Origin of the sequence: Halobacillus sp. Cin3, assembly GCF_947311855.1 — a bacterium.
GTDB classification, from domain to species: domain Bacteria; phylum Bacillota; class Bacilli; order Bacillales; family Halobacillaceae; genus Halobacillus; species Halobacillus kuroshimensis.
The window spans coordinates 1-20,449 of sequence record NZ_CAMZMV010000003.1 but is presented as its reverse complement, the minus strand read 5'-3'; the positions used below and the strand labels follow the sequence as shown (position 1 = coordinate 20,449).

The 20,449-nt window shown below is 49.1% G+C and carries 20 protein-coding genes; 5 read left to right on the top strand and 15 right to left on the bottom strand.

Features of this window, described 5'->3' with window-relative positions; all coding sequences use genetic code 11:
- Positions 1–725 precede the first annotated feature (725 nt).
- The 4 genes from dcm to garR form a co-directional block, all read right to left on the bottom strand.
- The gene (dcm, locus tag QMA39_RS10880; RefSeq protein WP_281658740.1) at positions 726–1,874 is read right to left on the bottom strand and encodes a DNA (cytosine-5-)-methyltransferase; all 1,149 of its coding nucleotides are present in this window, start codon (positions 1,872–1,874) and stop codon (positions 726–728) included.
- Between the two features lie 366 nt (positions 1,875–2,240).
- Entirely contained in the window at positions 2,241–3,596 is a 1,356-nt protein-coding gene (locus tag QMA39_RS10875; RefSeq protein ID WP_281658739.1) for a GntP family permease, read from the bottom strand.
- 70 nt (positions 3,597–3,666) lie between these two features.
- The gene (locus QMA39_RS10870) at positions 3,667–5,094 is read right to left on the bottom strand and encodes a four-carbon acid sugar kinase family protein (protein ID WP_281658738.1); all 1,428 of its coding nucleotides are present in this window, start codon (positions 5,092–5,094) and stop codon (positions 3,667–3,669) included.
- A 24-nt stretch (positions 5,095–5,118) separates the two neighbouring features.
- Complete coding sequence (gene garR / locus QMA39_RS10865; protein ID WP_281658737.1) at positions 5,119–6,033, bottom strand: 2-hydroxy-3-oxopropionate reductase; 915 nt, start codon at positions 6,031–6,033, stop codon at positions 5,119–5,121.
- A 201-nt stretch (positions 6,034–6,234) separates the two neighbouring features.
- Here garR and QMA39_RS10860 point away from each other — a divergent pair, with 201 nt between their 5' ends.
- The gene (locus tag QMA39_RS10860; protein WP_281658736.1) at positions 6,235–6,855 is read left to right on the top strand and encodes a GntR family transcriptional regulator; all 621 of its coding nucleotides are present in this window, start codon (positions 6,235–6,237) and stop codon (positions 6,853–6,855) included.
- Positions 6,856–6,951: 96 nt separating this feature from the next.
- Here QMA39_RS10860 and rlmH read toward each other — a convergent pair whose 3' ends face one another.
- From rlmH to QMA39_RS10825, 7 genes are all read right to left on the bottom strand, one after another.
- Complete coding sequence (gene rlmH / locus QMA39_RS10855) at positions 6,952–7,431, bottom strand: 23S rRNA (pseudouridine(1915)-N(3))-methyltransferase RlmH (protein WP_206934881.1); 480 nt, start codon at positions 7,429–7,431, stop codon at positions 6,952–6,954.
- Positions 7,432–7,718: 287 nt separating this feature from the next.
- Positions 7,719–9,002 (bottom strand): GntP family permease, encoded by a 1,284-nt coding sequence (locus QMA39_RS10850; RefSeq protein WP_281658735.1) that lies wholly within the window; start codon positions 9,000–9,002, stop codon positions 7,719–7,721.
- A 36-nt stretch (positions 9,003–9,038) separates the two neighbouring features.
- Positions 9,039–10,217, bottom strand: coding sequence for an acetyl-CoA C-acetyltransferase (locus QMA39_RS10845; RefSeq protein WP_281658734.1), 1,179 nt, complete (start codon positions 10,215–10,217; stop codon positions 9,039–9,041).
- A 17-nt stretch (positions 10,218–10,234) separates the two neighbouring features.
- Entirely contained in the window at positions 10,235–11,011 is a 777-nt protein-coding gene (locus QMA39_RS10840) for a 3-hydroxybutyrate dehydrogenase (protein ID WP_281658733.1), read from the bottom strand.
- Positions 11,012–11,024: 13 nt separating this feature from the next.
- A complete protein-coding gene (locus QMA39_RS10835; RefSeq protein ID WP_281658732.1) occupies positions 11,025–11,705 on the bottom strand; it encodes a 3-oxoacid CoA-transferase subunit B in 681 nt (226 codons plus the stop codon).
- Positions 11,706–11,722: 17 nt separating this feature from the next.
- Positions 11,723–12,418: a CoA transferase subunit A gene (locus tag QMA39_RS10830; RefSeq protein WP_281658731.1), complete on the bottom strand. Its 696-nt coding sequence runs from the start codon at positions 12,416–12,418 to the stop codon at positions 11,723–11,725.
- A gap of 193 nt (positions 12,419–12,611) precedes the next feature.
- A complete protein-coding gene (locus QMA39_RS10825; RefSeq protein ID WP_281658979.1) occupies positions 12,612–13,964 on the bottom strand; it encodes a sigma 54-interacting transcriptional regulator in 1,353 nt (450 codons plus the stop codon).
- A gap of 141 nt (positions 13,965–14,105) precedes the next feature.
- Between QMA39_RS10825 and QMA39_RS10820 the strand changes: the two genes are divergently transcribed.
- Entirely contained in the window at positions 14,106–14,249 is a 144-nt protein-coding gene (locus QMA39_RS10820) for a LapA family protein (protein ID WP_281658730.1), read from the top strand.
- An 18-nt stretch (positions 14,250–14,267) separates the two neighbouring features.
- On the opposite strand, the gene QMA39_RS10815 is transcribed toward QMA39_RS10820, so the two are convergent.
- On the bottom strand, positions 14,268–14,876 hold the full coding sequence (locus QMA39_RS10815; RefSeq protein WP_281658729.1) for a hypothetical protein: 609 nt from the start codon (positions 14,874–14,876) through the stop codon (positions 14,268–14,270).
- A gap of 309 nt (positions 14,877–15,185) precedes the next feature.
- On the opposite strand from QMA39_RS10815, the gene QMA39_RS10810 reads away from it, so the two are divergent.
- Complete coding sequence (locus QMA39_RS10810) at positions 15,186–15,707, top strand: PilZ domain-containing protein (protein ID WP_281658728.1); 522 nt, start codon at positions 15,186–15,188, stop codon at positions 15,705–15,707.
- Between the two features lie 35 nt (positions 15,708–15,742).
- Here QMA39_RS10810 and QMA39_RS10805 read toward each other — a convergent pair whose 3' ends face one another.
- Positions 15,743–17,011: a M48 family metallopeptidase gene (locus QMA39_RS10805; protein WP_281658727.1), complete on the bottom strand. Its 1,269-nt coding sequence runs from the start codon at positions 17,009–17,011 to the stop codon at positions 15,743–15,745.
- A 55-nt stretch (positions 17,012–17,066) separates the two neighbouring features.
- Positions 17,067–17,534 (bottom strand): NUDIX domain-containing protein, encoded by a 468-nt coding sequence (locus tag QMA39_RS10800; RefSeq protein WP_281658726.1) that lies wholly within the window; start codon positions 17,532–17,534, stop codon positions 17,067–17,069.
- 185 nt (positions 17,535–17,719) lie between these two features.
- On the opposite strand from QMA39_RS10800, the gene QMA39_RS10795 reads away from it, so the two are divergent.
- Entirely contained in the window at positions 17,720–18,769 is a 1,050-nt protein-coding gene (locus QMA39_RS10795; RefSeq protein ID WP_281658725.1) for a hypothetical protein, read from the top strand.
- Positions 18,770–18,806: 37 nt separating this feature from the next.
- On the opposite strand, the gene QMA39_RS10790 is transcribed toward QMA39_RS10795, so the two are convergent.
- Positions 18,807–19,934, bottom strand: a complete 1,128-nt coding sequence (locus QMA39_RS10790; RefSeq protein ID WP_281658724.1) for an endonuclease — start codon at positions 19,932–19,934, stop codon at positions 18,807–18,809.
- A 237-nt stretch (positions 19,935–20,171) separates the two neighbouring features.
- On the opposite strand from QMA39_RS10790, the gene QMA39_RS10785 reads away from it, so the two are divergent.
- Positions 20,172–20,375, top strand: coding sequence for a hypothetical protein (locus QMA39_RS10785; protein WP_281658723.1), 204 nt, complete (start codon positions 20,172–20,174; stop codon positions 20,373–20,375).
- Positions 20,376–20,449 lie beyond the last annotated feature (74 nt).

The following is a 20,449-nucleotide window of genomic DNA, read 5'->3' as shown; positions in this document are numbered from 1 at the left end:
AACACTAAAAGACTGATTAGTTGATTATTTTTCTACACTCTTATTTTAATTGAACGAAGAAAACTTTTATCTATAATAGCTTATACTAATAAAGCAGGAACTGTATTTCCTACTTTATTGAAACAGCTTATCATTATTGTTTTATATTATGTAACCACCTCTAAAACAATGAAGCCTTACTCCTTTCTAAAATTAATGACCTAGCATTTCCTGGATGACTCTAAATTAGTATATGAATGAGGAATGTGCTAAAAAACACCACAGATTAAGTGTGGTGTTTTTCATAAGCTGATAAACCACCCCTTCTTTTAATCCAGAATGGTTTCACTTCATTTTATTTTTGAGCAATGTCTAATCTCCAACCATTTATAATTGTAAATTGCGGAATTTCATGCAAAATTCACGTTTCAATCCACTTCATATTACTTTCACCTAATAAATCAGCAACAAAGACATCCGCATTCAGGTATTATATAAAGCCCTTTGAAAATCCTCCACATCCACTGAATATGTCCAAAACATTCATTTTATTATTTTCCATCTATACACCTTCTTCTATTAAAGCGCACTCAGTGCATTTTTCTACCTTCACTTACTATATATTAATTGTTAAATAATTTTCATTAGATTTACGTTAGGAAATAACAATACAAAATGGTGATATTCTAATAGATTCGTAGAATATCACCATCATTTAAATTTATTCTGTTAAATGTAGCGCTTCTTCAGACTAATCCTGCGAGTTCTTCTGCGATTTCCTTATTAGACTGTTTATTCCTCAGGTTCTCCAATTGGACAGCTGGATCAGGTTCAACATGATCATACTCAATCCCTGCAAATGTTTTAAGCACAGCTTCAAAAAGCATTTTAGCACCCTTTACGGGTACTGCCATTCCTATCTGCTTTCTGATTGACTCCTTACTTCCGACAAATTCAAACCCGTCACCAAATGTCTGCAGGCGCGCACGTTCCCTGTTGGTCAATGCTCTATTTTCCTTCCAGTGATACATGTGCGTACCACCTCCACCGCTTCCTGTTACCGTATAAGCAGGGCGTTCTGGATCAAGCCTCTTATATATGGAGCTTAAGCGTGCTCCTTTTACTTTCAGCTGCAGCTCTTCCGGAATATCCGGGTGCCATGCATTTCCACCAGGTGGAATATGCGAGAGCATATCCATTACTTTCTGAGAGTGTTTGGGAAACTCATGGTTTAAGGAAAAATGCAAAATAGGGGGATCTATAATTGCATCCCTTGAAGTTGCATAATTCTCAGGGGTAGTAGGTGCAGGGACTTTAAAATGGATACCTTTTTCGTGAAGATCATTCCTGATCCCGACTATAAGAATACGGTGACGTGCCTGGGGAACACCATACTGCTCAAACTTATATAAATGAGGAGTTAAAACATACCCGCACTCCTCCAACTCGTTAAGAATCTGGAGAAACGCTTTCCCTTCATTGGCACTTTTCAGCCCACCGACATTCTCGGCAATAAAAAATTTCGGCTGATAGGACTGTACGGCTTTCACCCCGTAGGAATATAAAGGACCGAATTTTCCTTCCATACCTTTCTTTTTTCCAACCTGACTGTAATCATTACAGGGAAAACCAAAAGCGAGACAGTCAATATCAGGGAGGACTTCCCTGTCACCGATTGGGAGCATTTCCACAGGCCCAAAATGTACAGAAGGATCTTCCTCATTTCCGCAGATATTTTTCCCAAAGGTCCTGCATGTATCTCTATCAAAATCATTGGACCACCGGTGTTCTATATGAAATCTCTCGCCGGTTTCAGGGTGAACAACAGATGCTTCCCCAGCACCCATGGCCATTCCTCCAGGTCCGCTGAAAAGTTCTCCTTTATAAAATTTCATCTATATTACTTCCTCTCATATCTCCAAATGTACGTTCTAGCATACCTATTTCTTATTTTACATATTTTTTCTGATTCTTGCAGCTGAAATAGGTCATTTTAATTATATTTTTACACTAACAAAGGATCATTGGTCATTCTCAAGAAAATATTAGATATATCCAGCTAACATTTTTTACTTCCCATCATTTTTTAATCTATACATTGGATGTATCATCTGTTAGTAATTGGTCTGTACCTTTGTATTTCGCGATAAAAGACATATTATTTCTATACAAAAGACCCTCGATAGTATAAATACTATCGAGGGTCTTTTACATGATAAAGGGTAACCCTACGCTGAAATCAATTCCTATATTCATATACGTTAGATCCCAGGCAGTATACCGCTGAACAAGCTTAATACAAACACCATAACAAGTGCACTGATCCCTGCTACAAACCCGCCTAATGTCCAAGCACGCAGGGTATCCGGAACGGACAGTTTACTGAAACGACTGACCACCCAGAATCCAGAATCATTCGGCAGGGACAACCCTACACCACCCGCACAGATCGCGAGGCCGACGAGAACAGGAGAGACACCTAGTTCTGCAACCATTGGACCGATGATACTGGATGTTGTAACCAGGGCAACCGTTGTAGATCCTAAGGAAGCACGCAGAATTTGCGAGAAGATAAAGGCGAGCAGGATAACTGGAATGCTCCAGTTCTGCATCGTCTGGATTAAGTGGTCACCGATACCACTTTCATTAATCACCGCTCCGAATCCACCACCGGCACCCGTGATAAGCAGAATACTTCCTGCTGTATTAATAGCCTGGCTGTATAACGTTTGGTTCGATTCTTTCATGTATTTAGGGAGAACGATGACAGCAACGATGACGGAGATAAAGAGCGCAACGTTTTTGTCGCCAATAAAGCCGAAAACAGTCGCTAATCCTGTACCGCCGGCTACAAGATCCGTAATGGTATTCAACAGAATCAATACGATAGGAAGGGTAAGGATGGCATAGGACAAACCTGTGCTGATCGTCGGCCCTTCCACTTCTTCTACAGCAGCAGCGGTTTCTGCTATGCCCTGCTCAGGGTCCTGTTGTTGTTTTACTCTTCTTCCAATAAACATCCCATAAAAATAGCCGCCTACCAGTGTTGCTGGTATAGCACATATAAGGCCGTAAACAATAAACAATCCTAGATCTGCGCTTGTATTTTCAGCGACGACTAACGGCCCCGGCGTTGGAGCAATCATACTGTGGGAGACAATTAATCCTACCCCAAGCGCCGTCACAAAGGATACGATGGAGATTCCTGTTTTTCTAGATAAGCTTTTTATAAGTCCAGTTAAAATAACGAAGGCAGCATCAAAATAGACAGGAATCCCAACCGTTGCACCTGTTAAAGATAGTCCCGCAGGGGATTTTTCTTTACCAAACACCTTTAAGATGGACTGCGCAATCTTTTCGATTGCTCCAGATGCAGCAAGGAACTGTCCAAAGATGACACCTAAACCAATGAGAATCCCTACACCAGCCAACGTATTACCGAAACCGCTTACAATGATGCCCGGAACTTCAGATGCGGGCATTCCTATGATCAGGCCGGTAAGCAGAGCGACAGCGATCAAGGATAAGAATGGCTCCAGCTTTACTTTTAAAATAAGGAAAAACAGGAACGCTAAGGATAGGAAAAAGATCAAAATCAACAGGTTACCAGACAACATGGACTCACTCCTTTTTTAGTGGAGAAGCCAACCCGTTCTTCCCTCTCTACAAAAACGGGTTGGCGCCTCGTTAAGAAATTGACTGTACGATATTCTTTAATGTACTTCGGTCCCCAACGTTTCCTGGAAAAATAATATATGGAAGGTTGGGAAACTTGCTTTCTTCATCCGTCTGCCAAACGGGTATCCCCGGAGCGACCTGGCCCATGACATTCGCTCGAATAACGCCTAACCCATGAGTACCGATGTCGCTTGAAGTAATGCCGCCTTTTGCAATCATATACTTTGGTTGACTGGTAAGGGAACGTACGATATTCGTGACTGCTTTTGAAATATCCACGGAAAGTTTAAGTTCCTCCTCTTCCTTGCCTTCTCCAAGGTCGAGACGTTCCCTTCTTGTATAAACCACCGTAGAAAGACCGCTTTGAATAGTCTCATCCACTTCATTAATCACACGTTCCACTTCTTTTTCCAATGCTTTCTTATCTAACACGAGGTGGCTGTCAAATTCGATGACGTGAAGATCTTCAAGCTTTTTCAATTCATTCAATTGCTCGGTTGTCTTATTCACGTGTGACCCTACGATGATAAGCCCGCCATGATTGGAGTGCTTATGAACGAGCTGTTCTTTCGTAAGCAGAGGCTTGGAAGAAATATTTCCAATGACTTTTGTAAAGGAGGCAGCTGTTCGGAACAAGAATTGTTTCCCTGCTTGGATGGAGCGGATTAAGGCAATAGAGAATACTTGAAGATCCTCTTCAGTTAAAGCGTCGACAACCACTTTCCCAAAGCCGGACACCTTCTGTAACTGGGAGTGGATCGCATCTATATCCATCGCTCTTAAGGATTCTAAGGTTATCGTTGTTACATCTTCGCCAGCGTATGCCCCTTTTGTTTTTTCTTCCACGTAGGATCGTAAATCGCTCGATTGAAAACCAAACGTACGGTCTTTGGCGAATTCTGTCTCACCAGCTGGAATATAATCACTCCCGCTTTTTACATAGTGAACCCCTTCAATCGTAAAGCGGCCCCCTTCTTTGAAAAAGGGAATAAGGATTTCTCCGTCCACCGAAGAATGTGAACGGTCTTCTATTGCGTTTCTTAACGTATCCGTCTCCAAAGGATAATGCCCTCGTAAAGTAGAGTCCCCTCGACTAATCAAAATGTATGGAATATTCGTCTGGTTAGAGATGGACTCCACACGCTCAGCTATAGTCTGGTGAACATCAGCCGTTTGTTGTTCACTGAAGGACCTCGAATTCGTCAGGATAAAAAACATTTGATTGTCCTCTTGAAAAGCTTTGTGAATCGTATCTTTCTCCCAATCTGTGTAGACAGCTACGTCATGGACGGTTTGAACACCTGTAGGATCATCATCCAACACAACGATCTTATGTTGAAAAGAAGCATATGCCTCCTCCCACTGCTGCTTCAAGCTGCTGTCTTCATGGTTATTCAAGCTGTTTATATACTCTTTCAAATTTATCGTTTGATTCATGTTTTCACCCTTTCTGCTTCGCTTCTAAAGAGTCCCATTCGTTTGAAATTGCTTTTCATAATATTGGATCAAGCCGGCATGATCGTCGCCTGCTTTCCCTTCTTCTATTAAACGTTCAAACATATGAAGCACCTGCTGGGAAAGAGGCAGGTCTAACTCCAGCTCCTCCGCCGTTCCTATCACATTGGTAAGATCCTTAGCGTTAATATCTATGCGGCCGCCGGCTTTAAAGTTGCGCTCCAGGACCAGAGGCGTCTTCGCATCGAGTACAGCACTTCCAGCAAGTCCTCCACGTACGGCTTCATACATTTTCTCTAAATCAATACCGGATTTCGCAGCAAGAGTAAAGGCTTCGGACATAGCAGCGATATTTACATTGACCATCACTTGGTTGGCAAGCTTTGCTGTGGTTCCACTTCCAACCTCACCAACTAATACGATGTTCTCTCCCATTACCTCAAGCAATGGTTTAACTTCTTCGAATTTTTCCTTCCTTCCACCAACCATAAAGGAGAGTGTTCCATCAATCGCTCTTGGTTCCCCACCACTGACAGGGGCATCAATGAGGGATAGCCCTTTATCTTCCAATTGATCTGCAAAGGCTCTTGTATCGACCGGCGAAATGGAGCTCATATCCACAACCGTTGTACCGGCATCTGCCCCTTCTATGATACCGCTTTCACCAAACAGGACACTTTTTACATGCTCCCCCTTTGGAAGCATTGTGAAAATAACATCACTTTCTTTTGCTACGTGAGCGGCATGCACCCCTGCAGAAGCTCCAAGGTCCTTCACTTCCTCAGTCGCACGCTCATTTACGTCAAAGACGATTAAGTCATAACCTTCATTCAATAAATTGGCTGCCATCGGCTTTCCCATAATACCTAATCCAATAAATCCAATTCTCATATTGAAGACCTCCTGTAGTAGCGCTTTCATAATTCGTTAAAGCCATTGTATTACACGAAATCTTTTTTGTATACATTATTTTTAAAATTGTATACAAAAACAATCATTTTGTGATCATACATTTTATGACAGGAGAGAAATGTTATACTATAACCAGCAAAAGGGGGCGTGAGTGCTGATTCAATCCGCGCTGTAAAAATTATGAATTCTGATTGAAGAAGCCAACCGATTATGAGTACATCTAAACGCGCTTCCGCTTATACTCAGGCCTATGAATATATTCGGGAGCAAATTTTAAACGGCGAAATCAAAGGAAAAACCAAATTAGTCGAGGATCGCTTTGCAAAAGCCCTTGGGGTGAGCCGCACGCCGGTTCGTGAAGCCTTACGAAAGTTGGAAGAAGAAGGCCTTGTAAGGGATAAGCGGGTCGCCCAGCCAACAGAATCCGACCTTCGTGATATGTTCCGGGTCCGGATGCTCCTCGAAGGAGATGCCACTCGTCTAGCAGCAAATTATATGGATCCATCGACCTTAACCATTTTGAAAGACTGTATTGATTCGAGTAAGAACGGAAACTACGAAGAAACCATGACGTCAAACAAACAATTCCATGATGTCATTGTGGAAGCAAGTAACAATACATTTATGATCGAAACCATTAACCGGATGCAATCCATCATCTATCTATTCCGTAAAACGGTTGTGTATCATAACCGACCTGGATTAATTGAAGAGCATGAGGACATATATCAGGCCATCCTTAACCGTGAGCCTGATCGAGCAGAGGCACTGATGAAGGATCATTTACAGGCAGATCTGGACTTCTTCCTACATATATCCAGGAACCGGTGACAAGAGACCTGCTGCGATTATTGATTTCTAAATAACAAAAGAGAAGGTTATTCCATTTGGAATAACCTTCTCTTACGTTTTAGGGAACTGATAACCTTACTTATGATACGGTTCATTCCGATTAATCTTAAACGCCCGATACACCTGCTCCACCAGCATCAACCGCATCAACTGGTGCGGGAACGTCATATTCGAAAACGACAATCCGAAATCGCTTCTCTCCAGCACTTCATCACTCAAGCCAAGTGATCCTCCGATCACGAATGCGACTTTGCTCTTTCCGTACGTCGCAAGCTCGTCCATCTTTTTCGCCAGCTTCTCAGACGTCAGCTGCTTCCCTTCAATTTCAAGCGTAATGACATAGGTGTCCTGGGAGATCTTGCTCAGGATGCGCTCGCCTTCCTTCTGCTTCACTTCAAGCATCTGCGCTTCACTCAGATTTTCCGGTGCTTTTTCGTCGGGCACTTCGACGACCTCGACTTTGGCGTAGGGGCCGAGACGCTTTACGTATTCGGCGATTCCCTGCTTCAAATACTTTTCTTTCAGTTTTCCTACCGTGACAATGGTTAATTTCATGGTGGTTCCTCCCCTACGTTCTGTTTCCTTTAGTTTACCATGACGATTCCAGGAATAGAAAAACACCACAGGCATCCTGTGGTGTTCATTCAAGCTTGAGAGGGTGTTTACTCTCTTTTAAGTTGAGGTCATGAGCAGCGTTCGGTGGTGACGCCTGCGGGAACAGCACGAACCGAAGATCCACTTGGGCATATGGTTTTTCTGCCCAAGTTAGCTGAGGTCGTGCCCGCGGCAAGCAGCCACCGATACGCGGAACGTGACCATCATCATGACATGTTTATCTCTCTTTATAGAATGCCAATCGTATTCAACAGAATGACGACCGCAACGGAAATGACCGGGATCAACAGCGCGACAACGAAGATGTCACGGTAGCTGTCCTTGTGGGTCATGCCGGTAATCGCAAACAGCGTGAGCACCGCTCCGTTGTGCGGCAGCACGTCGAGGCCGCCGGAGGACAGGGAAGCGACGCGGTGGAACGCTTCGGCGCTGATGCCGGTGTCCTGGGCGATCTGATAATACTTGGAGCCGAGGGCTTCCAGGGCGATGCCGAGGCCGCCGGAGGCGGATCCTGTGGCGCCGGCGAGGACGTTGACGGCGACCGCTTCTGAGATGAGCGGGTTGCCTTTGATGCCGACGAGGATCTGCGTGAGCTTCTCAAAGCCGGGCACTTCGCGGACGACGGTCCCGAAGCCGACGGCGGCACTGGTATTGATGATGGCGATAACCGAGCCGCTTGCTCCTTTGTTGATGGATGTGACGAACTTTTTGAACAAGGTGATGTTCAGCAGCATAATTAAAAGAATTCCTGCGATTAATGCGGTGACAACGTCCCATTGCAGCAAGTTTAGTGTCAGTAACACGGTCAGCAGCGGCAGAATCGACAAGATGAAGTTCGGCTCGCGCTCCACGTCACCGAGTGAACTTTTATCCTCCGGTTCGAAGAAGATGTCGCCTCTGTCACGCAGCTGTTTCTCTCTAAAGCGCAGGTACAAATAACCTCCGACCGCCATGATGATGGCGGCGACGATCCCCATGACCGGGGCCGCGGATGCGGTTGTACCGAAGTATTCCATTGGAATGAGGTTTTGGATCTGCGGTGTACCAGGCAGGGCCGTCATCGTGAAGGTGAAGGCGCCGAGCCCGACGGTCGCTGGTATGAGCTTCCGGCTGATGTTGGCTTCCCGGAACAGCGATAAGGCGAGCGGATAGACCGCGAAGACGACGACGAACAAGCTCACCCCGCCGTACGTTAAGACGGCGGCGGAGACGAGTACGCCGAGGATGGCGCGCTTGGTGCCGATCACTTTTGTGAATGCGACGGCGACCGAGCGGGCCATGCCGGTGTCCTCCATCAGTTTTCCGAAGATCGCCCCGAGCATGAAGACCGGGAACCATGATTTCGCAAAGGCGACAAAGCCGCCCATGTACGTATCTTTATAAGCATCGAGCAGGTCGAGGCCGCCGGTGACGGCGACGACGCCGGCAGCGATCGGTGCGACCCAGATGATCGACCAGCCGAGGTAGGCGAGCGCCATCAGGACGATGAGGCCGAGTAATATCCCGAACATTGGTGTTTCCCCCTAAATGATTTTTACATTAAGATTTTAGACGGATTCGACGACCATGGCAATCCCCTGTCCGCCTCCGATGCAGAGTGAAGCGACTCCATAGCGTCCGCCGCGGCGCTTCAATTCCTTGATCATCGTATACAACACGCGGGTCCCGCTGGCGCCGACCGGGTGACCGAGCGCGATGGCGCCGCCGTTGACGTTCACTTTTTCACGGTCGAGCCCGAGCTCTTTTTCCACCGCCAGATACTGCGCGGCAAAGGCTTCATTCACTTCGATAAGATCCATATCCTCAAGGGAGAGCTCCGCTTTTTCAAGCGCCTGACGGATCGCCGGCGCAGGACCGATGCCCATGTAGTGCGGATCCACACCGGCCACGGACCAGGAAACGATTCTTGCCACAGGGCTTAAGCTGTGGTCCTGGACGTGATTTTCACTGGCCAGAACGACGGCTCCAGCGCCGTCATTGATGCCGCTCGCGTTTCCGCCTGTGACACTGCCGTCTTTTTTGAAGGCGGGCTTCAGCTTGGCCAGCTTTTCTGAATTCGTGTCCTCCCGGATGTGCTCGTCCTGATCGACGACGGTCGTGCCTTTGCGTCCCTTCACTTCCACCGGAGCGATTTCCTCAGCAAAACGGCCGGAGCGCCGGGCTTCGGCGGCACGCTGGTGACTGCGGGTCGCATATTCATCCTGGGCTTCGCGTGAGATTTCATAACGTTCGGCCAGATTTTCCCCTGTCATGCCCATGCCGGCACCGATGTACTCATCGGTAAGCGCAGACCAGAGCATATCATCGACCTTCGGTGTGCCGAGCTTCGTACCAAAACGGCTGCCGCGCAGGGCGTACGGGGCGAGACTCATGCTGTCGACACCGCCGGCAAGCGCGGTGTTCCCTTCCCCAAGGAGAATCGACTGGGCTGCGGAAACAACGGACTGCATGCCCGAGCCGCAGAGGCGGTTGACGGCAAGTGCCGGGCTATCCATCGGGATGCCTGTTTTCAGCGCGATGTGGCGCGCCATGTATGGTGCGTTTTGAGATGAATGAATGACGTTGCCGATGACGGAAAAGTCGATGCTGCCGGCGTCGATGCCGCTCCGCTTCAGCGCTTCTTTTCCTGCGGTGATGCCGAGGTCTGTCGGCTCCACGTCTTTGAGGGCGCCGCCGAACGTACCGAACGGCGTGCGCGCTCCTTCTACGATATATACGGATTTCATTGAAATACCCCTTTCGGTTACTGGGTCGTATAGCCGCCGTCGATGACAGCCGCCTGACCGGTAATGCCTTTCGCTTTGTCACTGGCTAAAAACAGCGCGTAGTCGGCGATTTCCTGGACTTCCAGGAGACGCTTCTGCGGCACGAGCGGATAGATGACTTCCTCAAGTGCCTTATCGAGCGAGACGCCGCGGTTGTTGGCGAGATCCTCAAGCTGGTTGCGGACGAGCGGTGTATCGACATAGCCCGGGCAGATAGCGTTGACGGTAATGCCGTCCTCCGCGCCTTCCAGAGCGGTCACTTTTGTGAGACCGATGACGCCGTGCTTGGCGCTGTTGTAGGCGGACTTGCCGGCGAATCCGATCAGGCCGTTGATGGAGGCCATGTTGAGGATGCGGCCGAAGCCCTGCTTTTTCATAATCGGGAATACGTGCTTTGTCGCCATGAACGGGGCCACGAGCATGATCTTCGTAATCAGCTCGAACTTCTCTGTCGGAAACTCCTCGATGGACGAAACGTGCTGGAGGCCGGCGTTGTTGACGAGCACGTCGAGACGGCCGTACTTGTCCACGGTTGCATCAATGGCGTCCTGGATATCCTTTTCCTTCGTCACGTCACAGACGAGACCAGTGACGTCATACCCTTCTGAAGATAGCTGCTTTTCGGCTTCCTTCACTTTTTCCTCGTTTATATCGCTCAAGACGACCTTGGCGCCGTTCTTGGCGAATTCGGTGCCGATTTCATAGCCGATGCCGCTGGCCGCGCCTGTAATGAAGACGACTTTATTTTCTACCATCCGGTGTTCCTCCTCACGTGTTGGACTGGATTGTCATCAGCTCGTCGCTGACGATCAGATCCGCTTCTGTCGATGCCTTGATTTCGTCTACCGTCCAGCCTTCGGCGATTTCGATCAGCTTCAGGCCTTCCTCTGTTACGTCCATGACGGCACGCTCGGTGATGATGCGGTCGACGACGCCTTTTCCTGTAAGCGGCAGACGGCATGCCTTCAGGATCTTCGGATCTCCGTGCTTGTTCACGTGGTCCATGATGATGACGACTTTTTTGGAGCCGTGGACGATATCCATCGCCCCGCCCATGCCTTTGATCATTTTTCCAGGAATCATCCAGTTGGCGAGATCGCCGTTTTCTGCGACTTCCATCCCGCCTAAAATCGCAAGGTCGAGGTGCTCGCCGCGGATCATCGCGAACGATTCAGCACTGTCACAGTAAGCGGCGCCGATGGAGGCGGTGACGGTTTCCTTTCCGGCGTTGATCAAATCCGGATCGACTTCCTCTTCATACGGAGAGCGTCCGATGCCGAGCAGTCCGTTTTCCGACTGCAGGACCACTTCCTTATCATTATCGATGTAGTTGGCGACCATCGTCGGCATTCCAATTCCAAGGTTCACGTAGTAACCGCTTTCAATTTCCTTTTCAGCACGTCGGGCAATCAGTTCCCTGACTGCCGCTTTATCCATTTCTACGGCCATAATAGCCCCTCCTTTTGTTATGCGTGAGTGCGTACGGTCCGGCGTTCGATGCGTTTTTCCTGCTGTCCTTCAATGAGTCCCTGTACGTAGATGCCTGGTGTGTGGATCTGATCGGCATCGAGGTCGCCCGGCTCGACCAGCTCTTCGACTTCGGCGATCGTGACAGCACCAGCAGCGGCCATCATCGGGTTGAAGTTGCGCGCCGTTTTGTTATAAATGAGGTTGCCGTGCTTGTCTCCCTTCAGGGCACGGACAAGGCTGACATCAGCGGTGAGTCCGGTCTGCAGCAGATAATCCCTGCCGTCGAAGGTGCGCACTTCTTTTCCTTCCGCAATCGGGGTTCCGACGCCTGCCGGTGTATAGAAGGCCGGGATGCCGGCGCCGCCGGCGCGGATGCGTTCTGCGAGCGTTCCCTGCGGCGTGAGCTCGACTTCCAGTTCGCCTGCGAGCACCTGACGTTCGAATTCCTTGTTTTCGCCGACGTAGGAGCCGATCATCTTATCAATCTGTTTGTTTTCCAAAAGCAGGCCGAGACCCCAGTCGTCAACGCCACAGTTGTTGCTGATGACGGTGAGATGCTTCACGTTCGATTCGACGAGTGCCAAAATGAGATTTTCCGGGATTCCGACGAGTCCGAATCCTCCGACCATAATCGTTGAGTGATCGTTTATGTCCTTAACAGCTTCCTGAAATGATGTGTGAATGTGTTTCATATTGGTTTCCACCCCTTCCACCCTTCTACATGCAAGTTTCATGCCAACTTTTCAACCGCGGTACTAAAGGCATCTGTTTTTTTGCTTTCCGGATTTATGGAAAAACTGATTCAACATTCATGAAAACCCTTACAAAAAGGCATAAAAAACCCATTCCGGATTTCCGGAACGGATTCCTGAAATCTGGAATGGCTTACAAGTCGTACTTTTTCACTTTGTCATACAGGCTTGATTTGCCGATGCCGAGGCGGTCGGCGGCTGCACATTTGTCACCGTCCGCTTCTTCGATTGCCCGGAGGATCGCCGCTTTTTCCGCTTCCTCAACGACATCCTTGAGCGTCTGCCCGGCGCGCTGGCCGTTTCCGGATGATGACAGATAATCCGGCAGGTTCCTGTAACGGATTTCCCCGTCGTCGGTCATATGAATGGCGGATTCGATGACGTTTTCCAGTTCACGGACGTTCCCCGGCCAGTCGTGTTTGTTAAAGAGAGCCTCCACGTCCGGGGCGAGCGTCTCGACCCGTTTGCCGGTCCGGTCACTGAGCTTTTTCAACAGAAACTTCGTGAGCACCTTAATGTCGCCCCGGCGTCTGCGGAGCGGCGGAATATCGATCTGGACGACATTGATGCGGTAGAAGAGATCCTCCCGGAATTTGTCCTCCTTGATGAGCGCTTCGAGCGGCCGGTTGGTGGCAGCGATGATGCGGACGTCGATGGCCTGCGGCTTCTCGGCCCCGACCGCTTCGATTTCGCCTTCCTGCAGGGCGCGGAGGATTTTCACCTGGGCGTGGAGCGGCATGTCGCCGATTTCATCAAGAAACAGCGTGCCGCCGTGGGCGAGCTGGAATTTTCCCGGCTTGCCGCCTTTTTTCGCCCCGGTAAACGCTCCTTCCTGATAGCCGAACAGCTCCGCTTCGATCAAGTGCTCCGGGATAGCCGCGCAGTTCACCTTGATGAACGGCTGCTGGCTCCGCTCACTCAAGTGATGGATGCTGTGGGCGAACAATTCCTTTCCTGTCCCGCTTTCGCCGCGGACGAGCACCGACACGTCGCTGTAGGCGGTTTTGCGGATCTTTTCCTTGACCTGCAGTACTTCCGGTGAGGTGGTGATGATGTCATGCAGCGAATACTTGGCGCCGTTCACGTGCTGCATCTGGCTGCGGTATGTCTCGAGCTCAAGCAGGAGATCCTTGATGTGGGTGTTCATGATTTTCCATTCATCGGTATCACGGAACAGCACCATGCCGAGGGCCCCAATCACTTCCCCATCCTCCTGGAGCGGAATACGGTGGGCGATCATATAGTCGCCGCGGATCTTCTGGAGATCGGCCATCTCCTCCTCGCCGGTGTCCACGACGATGTGCATCCGCGTATTCTCAATCACTTCAGTGACATGGCGGCCGGTGATTTCTTTTTGGTCGACTTCTAAGAAACGGCCGTAGCTCTCGTTCATATAGGAAATCCGGCCGTCCCGGTCGACGACGACGATACAGTGCTTCACATTGCCAAACAGTGTCTCCAGCACATGATTGCGCTCCTCAAGCATCGATGGCATCCTGGGTCACTCCTTTGATATGATAACGTTTTCAATAGTCGCTACTTTGAGTCTATCAAAAGAGAGGTGGAGTTGCTAGATACCCCTCCTCCTTTTTTTACCATGATAGGATGAGAAAAGGAGGTGTTCGATATGGATTGGTTGTGGAGCTGGATGGCCTTATCTTTGGCTGTCGGGGCTTTTTATACAGCGGAACAGGCGAAAAAAGAGAATAAGAGGTTGAAAGAGCGGTTGGACCGTCTGGAGCGGAAAAGCGACGAAAAACCTCCCTCATGAACGAGGGAGGTTCCTGCATTATGGATGCAAAGGAAGATCAATCTCCAGATCATCGCCTAAAGGGTTTCCTGTTTGATCAGTCGGAGCTTTGACATAGAGGGTCAGTTCCTCAATATCTTTCACGTTCGTTTCATCAAAGAAGAACGTGAACAACCTTGAAATACCTTCTTCACGGAAAATACGTTCCACGAGGCCATCACTCATCTTCTCATCCGGATCAACCATTTCACCCGTACCTGTCTCCACACGGAAATGATCCCATGTAAAAATAATATCCTTATTGGACACGGCAAGGTCCATTCCCAGATTCAAGTACTCTACGTCTTCTCTGCCAATCAAGTCGATGAACAAGTCATCGGTATAGGTGCCTGTAACAAGGCTTGCCGCTGCGAAATCCAAGGTAACAGGTCCTGTTTCATATGTACCTATATCTTCGGCGGTGGAGACCATTTCAAAATTCCCCCGGTCGGTTTCCACGATTTCAGGTTCCTTTTCATCATTAGAAGAAGATTCTTCCTCCACTTTTTCTTCGGGCTCATCAGCCTTCTCTGTTGTACCTTCTGAACTGCACGCTGAAATGAACAAAATAGTAAAAAGAACCAGCACAGCCTTCCACTTTGTTAACAAACGATCACGCTCCCCTTTGAAGTATCACCTAAACATTACCATGCAGGAGATCCATAAATAAAGGAAGTGTTCTAAGCAGCCTCCTTTCCACTCACGTTTTGTAAAAATCACAGCTTTTCCTAAAACAAACATGGGATATGTAAAAGCAAACACCTTTATCATGCAATAACATAGATAAAAATACCCAAAAAGGAGTGTGAGGCCCTCTAAAAAGAAGGAAAACCAGGAGACTGCGTGCATCCAACATTTCAGCCCGGGCCAGTCAGAGAGAGAACCGGGATAAACTAGAAGGGTTACGAGGTGGTTGTCTTGGTTTATATCGTATGGGCAGAAGCCCTGATCATTGTCGTATTCGCCGTGATGATAATGAAAGATTTGTTCAAAAGAAAACCCGCGGCCACTCCATCAGCAGACGACGCCCCGAAAAGAATCGGTCCCCCATCGAATCATCCTTACGTCCAAAGAAGCCTGCGGGTCAATGTCCCCCGTGTCGAAAGTAAAATCATCATCGTTGATATCGACACCAAACGGTTCAAGGCCTTGAACCAGAAATACTTTATCGGCTACATTGAAAACATCAGCCTTACCGGATTGAAATTTTCATCGGAGTACAACATCCCTATCCAGGAGAACATTACTATCGCGCTGCAGTTTTCCTTGAATGACGAAGATTTTGACCTGCAGGCCCGGATGGCCCGGAAGCATGAAGAATTATCAAGCTCCGCCGTCGTCTACGGGGTGGAGTTCATCGAGGTCAGCGAAAAGAACCGGGAGCGCCTGGCGCGCGTCCTTTACCAGCTGCAGATCGTGACAAATAATAAGGCGCTCTGAACAGAACAAGCCCCCGGATACCCGGAGGCTCGTACCTACTCCTCTTCGCTCAGCTCATAGTTTTCCAGCATATAGATCCGCTCCATCATCGTCGGATGCCCGTAGCGCAGGTACTTCACGAGCGCCGGCGGATCGACGTCACTCAAGCCGTTGACGGTGAGCTCCTGGAAGGACCCGACAGCCGCTTCCGTATCCTGTGTCATCTCGATCGCATAACGGTCGGCATCCGCTTCTGCATCGCGTGATACCGCAAGCTCAACAGGACTTGCGATAAAGGAAAGCAGCGTCAGGATCAAATAAAACATCGGAAGACTGGCAATGTCGGACACCTTCGTGAACCCGAGTTTTTCTCCGTAGCGCCGGACGCTCCACCGCAGCAGATGATAGGTCGCCAGCAGTCCAAGGAAGGTGGCGAAAATGGCACCGGCAAGATTCCAATACAGGTGGTTCATAACGTAGTGGCCGATTTCATGCGCCATGATGAAAAGCACTTCGTTTTCCTGAAGCCGGTTGAGCGTCGTATCCCATAAAACGATGCGGAGATTGGAGCCGATGCCGTTCACGTAGGCGTTCATGCTGTTCGTTTTCTCCGACATATTCACTTCATAAACACGGTCAGCGGGAATATCCGCTTCATCGGCGAGCGTGAGAATTTTTTCCTCGAGCTGTTTGTCCTGCAGTTCTCCGAAATCATTATAAAGCGGGTCGATGACGACCGGCTGCAGGTACATCATGAAAATGAGAAACGGAATCATGAGCAGCCAGGCGATCAGCCACCAGCGCTTTTCGAATTTTTTCATTAAGAAATATAACACAGTAATGAGAACGGCCATGATGAGCCAGCCAATCCAGAAGCTGAGCAGCTCATCGCGCATCCAGCTTGAAAAGCTCTGGGTGGAAATGCCGTACTCCACCGACAAGCGCCGCTTGACGTAATCGATCGGGAATAGCAGGATCGATGTCAGCGTCGATAACAGCAGCACAAACAACGGAATCTGGATGATGCGGAAGCGTGACACCTTTTCCCCGAACTGCTTGAAGACGATCGACGCGCCGAAAATCATCACACCGAGGTAGACGATCCACTCCAACGGCTCGCCGAGAAAGGAGAGGAAGTTCTGATAGGTCGAGTATTCCTGACTGAGTTCAAGCTCCCTCGCGGTCATAAATGTCGCAGGGTCGGCGGCGGTCCCTTCGTATTCCGGGGGCACGCCGTGGTTTGACCACTGGAAAAAATACAGGCCCAGCACCAGACTATAGAGGCCGTAGAGAATGAACGTCCATGTGATAAATTTTTTCTTCACTGCCTGCCCTCCCTGACATACGCATTCGTCATAGTGTACGAGCCCGCCCGTCCGCTTAGAACGTTTCCTTCAGGATCAGATGCATCAGATGATCCGGAATTTCCAGCAGCGACTTTTTAAGAAACGCCGGCTTCACCTCATGCAGGGACAGATCATCGAGAGCAATCCACTGATAGATCAGGTGATCGCCTTCTTTTCCAGAAAAAGGTCCGGCTCTGAACTTGGGCTCCTTCGTTTCCAGCGCATAGTAAAAAGCCACTTCATGAAGCGCTTCTCCGCGGTGAGGGAAAAAGCTTTCGGCAATCCAGACCGTACGCTCGACCTCGACCTCCCAGCCGAGTTCCTCCCTCATCTCGCGGATGATCGTATTCATCGAATCCTCGCCGAGCTCAATGCCACCACCCGGCAGGGACCAGTGGGCATCTTTCTTTTGTTTATGTAACAGCACATGCCCCTGCTGGATTAGTATGCCGGCGGCGCGGTGATTGAAAAACCGGCCGTCGCTGCGGAATCGTACATCCATCCGTCTGCCCCCTTTTACGTTAACAAATCCCATTCCTATTACATACGCCGGACGGGGTCGGGAGTCCTTTATTTTTTATGGGGGGGATGTGTTTTATGGAAAAATGATGACAATCCTATACAAACGGACAACGACCCACTTTCTTCCCGTATACTGATAGAAAAGACAGAAAGCAGGGATCTGCTGTGACAACTTCTCTTTCTCTCTCCAACATTCATCTGAAACGAATCTTCTTTTTCATGATGCTTATTCTTATCCCCAACCTGCTTCTGATGCGTCTGGAGCTGGCCGGACCGATTGATGACCGGATTGGCACAGCGACAGCGATTGATCTCGGTATCATTCTCCCGCTCCTGCTTTATTTCTTCGGATTCAAAACGCGCGCCTCGTGGATCGTTCTGCCTGTTCTTCTTTTTATCGGTGTCCTGCTTGCCAACCTGATCATCCCGAGTCACGCCGACGGATACCTCTCTTATTTCAACCATTCTGTCATCGTCCTGGAAGCAGCCGTCATCAGCTTTGAATTGCTGGTTCTCCTTATAGCCGTCAGGAAAGTTCCTCTTTTTATAAGAAACTACAAAGCTCAAAAAAAGGAACGGTATCATTTTCTGGCGAGCTTTTCTGCAGTTGTCGACCACTCCTTTTCTTTCAAAAGAGTTATTCATGTGCAGAAGATTTTCCACGTGCTGGCTGTGGACCTTTCCGCTTTTTACTACAGCTTGTTCAGCTGGCGGAAGCAGCGTCCGGATGGGTATACGTTCCATCAGGACGGGGCGTATACCGGCGTGTTTTTTATGCTTGTCCATGCGATGCTCATTGAAATCATCGCTGTCCATCTGATGGTCGCTCAGTTCAGTCATACAGCCGCCTGGATTGTCACAGCTTTGGATGTGTATGCCCTTTTGTTTATCATTGCTGATTACCAGGCCATACGTCTGTCGCCAATCGTTCTCGATCGTCACGGGATTCATTTTCAAAAAGGGATCCGGGCCTATGGATCTGTTCCATGGGAGAAGGTCGAAGGATTATACAACAATGATCAGCCGGTAAAAGCGGACAGCATTGAACTCGCTTTTTACGGCTTGGAAAAAGAAACACCACCGTATGTGATCCGGCTGAAAGATCCAGTTACCATCCGCCGGCCTTTCGGATTGAAAAAAAATGTGACCTCCATTTATCTCAAATTGGATGATGCGGCGGCTTTTCAGGAAGCTTTTCATAAAAAGGGAAGATAAAATCCCCGGAAGCAGGCCGCTTCCGGGGATCTTCTCTTTACCAGATCTGTTCCACATATTCCGGGTGGTCGATGAACGGGTTGCGGTTGCCTTGATAGTCACTGAAAATGATCTCGTTACGGTTACGCTCAAAGCTGTCGACCGGATCACTCTCGTGCCACTGTTTCAATGTGGAAAGCTTCCCTAAGTATGGACCGCTCGTACCGGTGTAATCCGCAATTTCAAGGTCCAGTTCGCCCTGATCGCCTTCGTAGCGGACGGCCATATAGAAAATCATCCGGGCCACATCCCCTTTGACCTCATCACGGGGTTCCCAGGAGTCACTGTCCGAATACGTATCCGGGGCGTCGGCATAAGCGGAGCCGCCATTATCAAAATCAAGGTTGCTGCGGGCAGAGTTCACCGATACATCGGTCGGACGCAGGTGATGAATGTCGGTGCCGGCTCCCATTCTCGTGCCGAAATCGCCGTGGGACTTCGCCCAGACGTGCTCGCGGTTCCACTCATCGACATACCCACCGTTCTCATACTTGGAAATCGAGTTCCCTGTATACAGTAGCAGGACATTGCCTGTGTTGTTCGGATCTTCATCGGTATGACGAAGCGCATCCCATACGTCCGAATATGTAAGCTCCGTATGATCGTCGATGACGTTGTGAAGCTCCTGCTTCAACGCATCTCCCATCAATCCATCCGCACTGCTGTAGTAGTCACCGGACGTCGAGCCGTCTCCATCCCCGCTTCCGGTGTCGGCACCGCCGCAGTCACCGGATGTTTTGGTGATCGAGCTTACGTATTCGACGCCTTCATGGCCGAAGTAGGCATCACGGGTGCCGTCCACGACGATTTTTTCCCCCATCAATCCGGGGTTGTTCTGGAGACCCCACTCATAGCGGTATTCAGAATCCAATTTGACCAGGATCATGTTGTTCATATCCGTTTCGCCGGCATCATCCGCAAGCGCGAGAGCATAATTCGAGGAAAAATTGCTCTGCTCCACGGTCGACTGGGATACCGGTACGCCCACGATGTACCCCTCAACAATCACATCGGTCCCGTTGGACGTCTGCATCGCTTCCTGGACAGACAGGTTTCCAGCAGCGCTTACAGCTGGTCCCCCGGTGAAAAAGACAAGACTAAAGACGATCAAAAATAATTTCTTCATCATGTACACTCCCTTGTTTGTCATATGGCCTTACACCGCTTCTTTCCATACCCACCTCTGATTTCCTGCCTGAAACTGTGAAGTTAGCACGATTCTCACAGAGCGTTAACATGCGCTTCATAATGAGGACCTCCGGCGCATGACGTCCGAATCAGATTTCTTTTCTTCTGTCATAGGAGCGCCACGGATACATATGTATAAAGGGTAAGCCATTGATTCCAAGGAGGAGATGTTCACATGAGTGAAAAGCGAAGCTCTAAGGAAAAAGACGGCTTCTTCAAGCAGGTGGCCAAAGAGGCCAACAACATCGTCCATCAGACGGTCGATTCGTCCGGGAAGGTCATCAAATCGATTACCGGTGAAGGCGGATTGATTGGCAAAACCGTCGACTCATCAGGGAACATCATTAAAAAAGCGTCCGAAAAAAGCACCGAAGCCTGAACTGTACCCCATAATATGGACAGTTTATAAAAAGAGCCTTAGGCAGCTAAGAGATGGCCTCGGTATTGTACCGG

Bases quoted from the DNA above. Each gene is read 5' to 3' on its own strand.
- dcm (WP_281658740.1), bottom strand. From the start codon at position 1,874: ATGAAATTTTATAAAGGAGAACTTTTCAGCGGACCTGGAGGAATGGCC.
- QMA39_RS10875 (WP_281658739.1), bottom strand. From the start codon at position 3,596: ATGTTGTCTGGTAACCTGTTGATTTTGATCTTTTTCCTATCCTTAGCG.
- QMA39_RS10870 (WP_281658738.1), bottom strand. From the start codon at position 5,094: ATGAATCAAACGATAAATTTGAAAGAGTATATAAACAGCTTGAATAAC.
- garR (WP_281658737.1), bottom strand. From the start codon at position 6,033: ATGAAAGCGCTACTACAGGAGGTCTTCAATATGAGAATTGGATTTATT.
- QMA39_RS10860 (WP_281658736.1), top strand. From the start codon at position 6,235: ATGAGTACATCTAAACGCGCTTCCGCTTATACTCAGGCCTATGAATAT.
- rlmH (WP_206934881.1), bottom strand. From the start codon at position 7,431: ATGAAATTAACCATTGTCACGGTAGGAAAACTGAAAGAAAAGTATTTG.
- QMA39_RS10850 (WP_281658735.1), bottom strand. From the start codon at position 9,002: ATGTTCGGGATATTACTCGGCCTCATCGTCCTGATGGCGCTCGCCTAC.
- QMA39_RS10845 (WP_281658734.1), bottom strand. From the start codon at position 10,217: ATGAAATCCGTATATATCGTAGAAGGAGCGCGCACGCCGTTCGGTACG.
- QMA39_RS10840 (WP_281658733.1), bottom strand. From the start codon at position 11,011: ATGGTAGAAAATAAAGTCGTCTTCATTACAGGCGCGGCCAGCGGCATC.
- QMA39_RS10835 (WP_281658732.1), bottom strand. From the start codon at position 11,705: ATGGCCGTAGAAATGGATAAAGCGGCAGTCAGGGAACTGATTGCCCGA.
- QMA39_RS10830 (WP_281658731.1), bottom strand. From the start codon at position 12,418: ATGAAACACATTCACACATCATTTCAGGAAGCTGTTAAGGACATAAAC.
- QMA39_RS10825 (WP_281658979.1), bottom strand. From the start codon at position 13,964: ATGCTTGAGGAGCGCAATCATGTGCTGGAGACACTGTTTGGCAATGTG.
- QMA39_RS10820 (WP_281658730.1), top strand. From the start codon at position 14,106: ATGGATTGGTTGTGGAGCTGGATGGCCTTATCTTTGGCTGTCGGGGCT.
- QMA39_RS10800 (WP_281658726.1), bottom strand. From the start codon at position 17,534: ATGGATGTACGATTCCGCAGCGACGGCCGGTTTTTCAATCACCGCGCC.
- QMA39_RS10790 (WP_281658724.1), bottom strand. From the start codon at position 19,934: ATGAAGAAATTATTTTTGATCGTCTTTAGTCTTGTCTTTTTCACCGGG.
- QMA39_RS10785 (WP_281658723.1), top strand. From the start codon at position 20,172: ATGAGTGAAAAGCGAAGCTCTAAGGAAAAAGACGGCTTCTTCAAGCAG.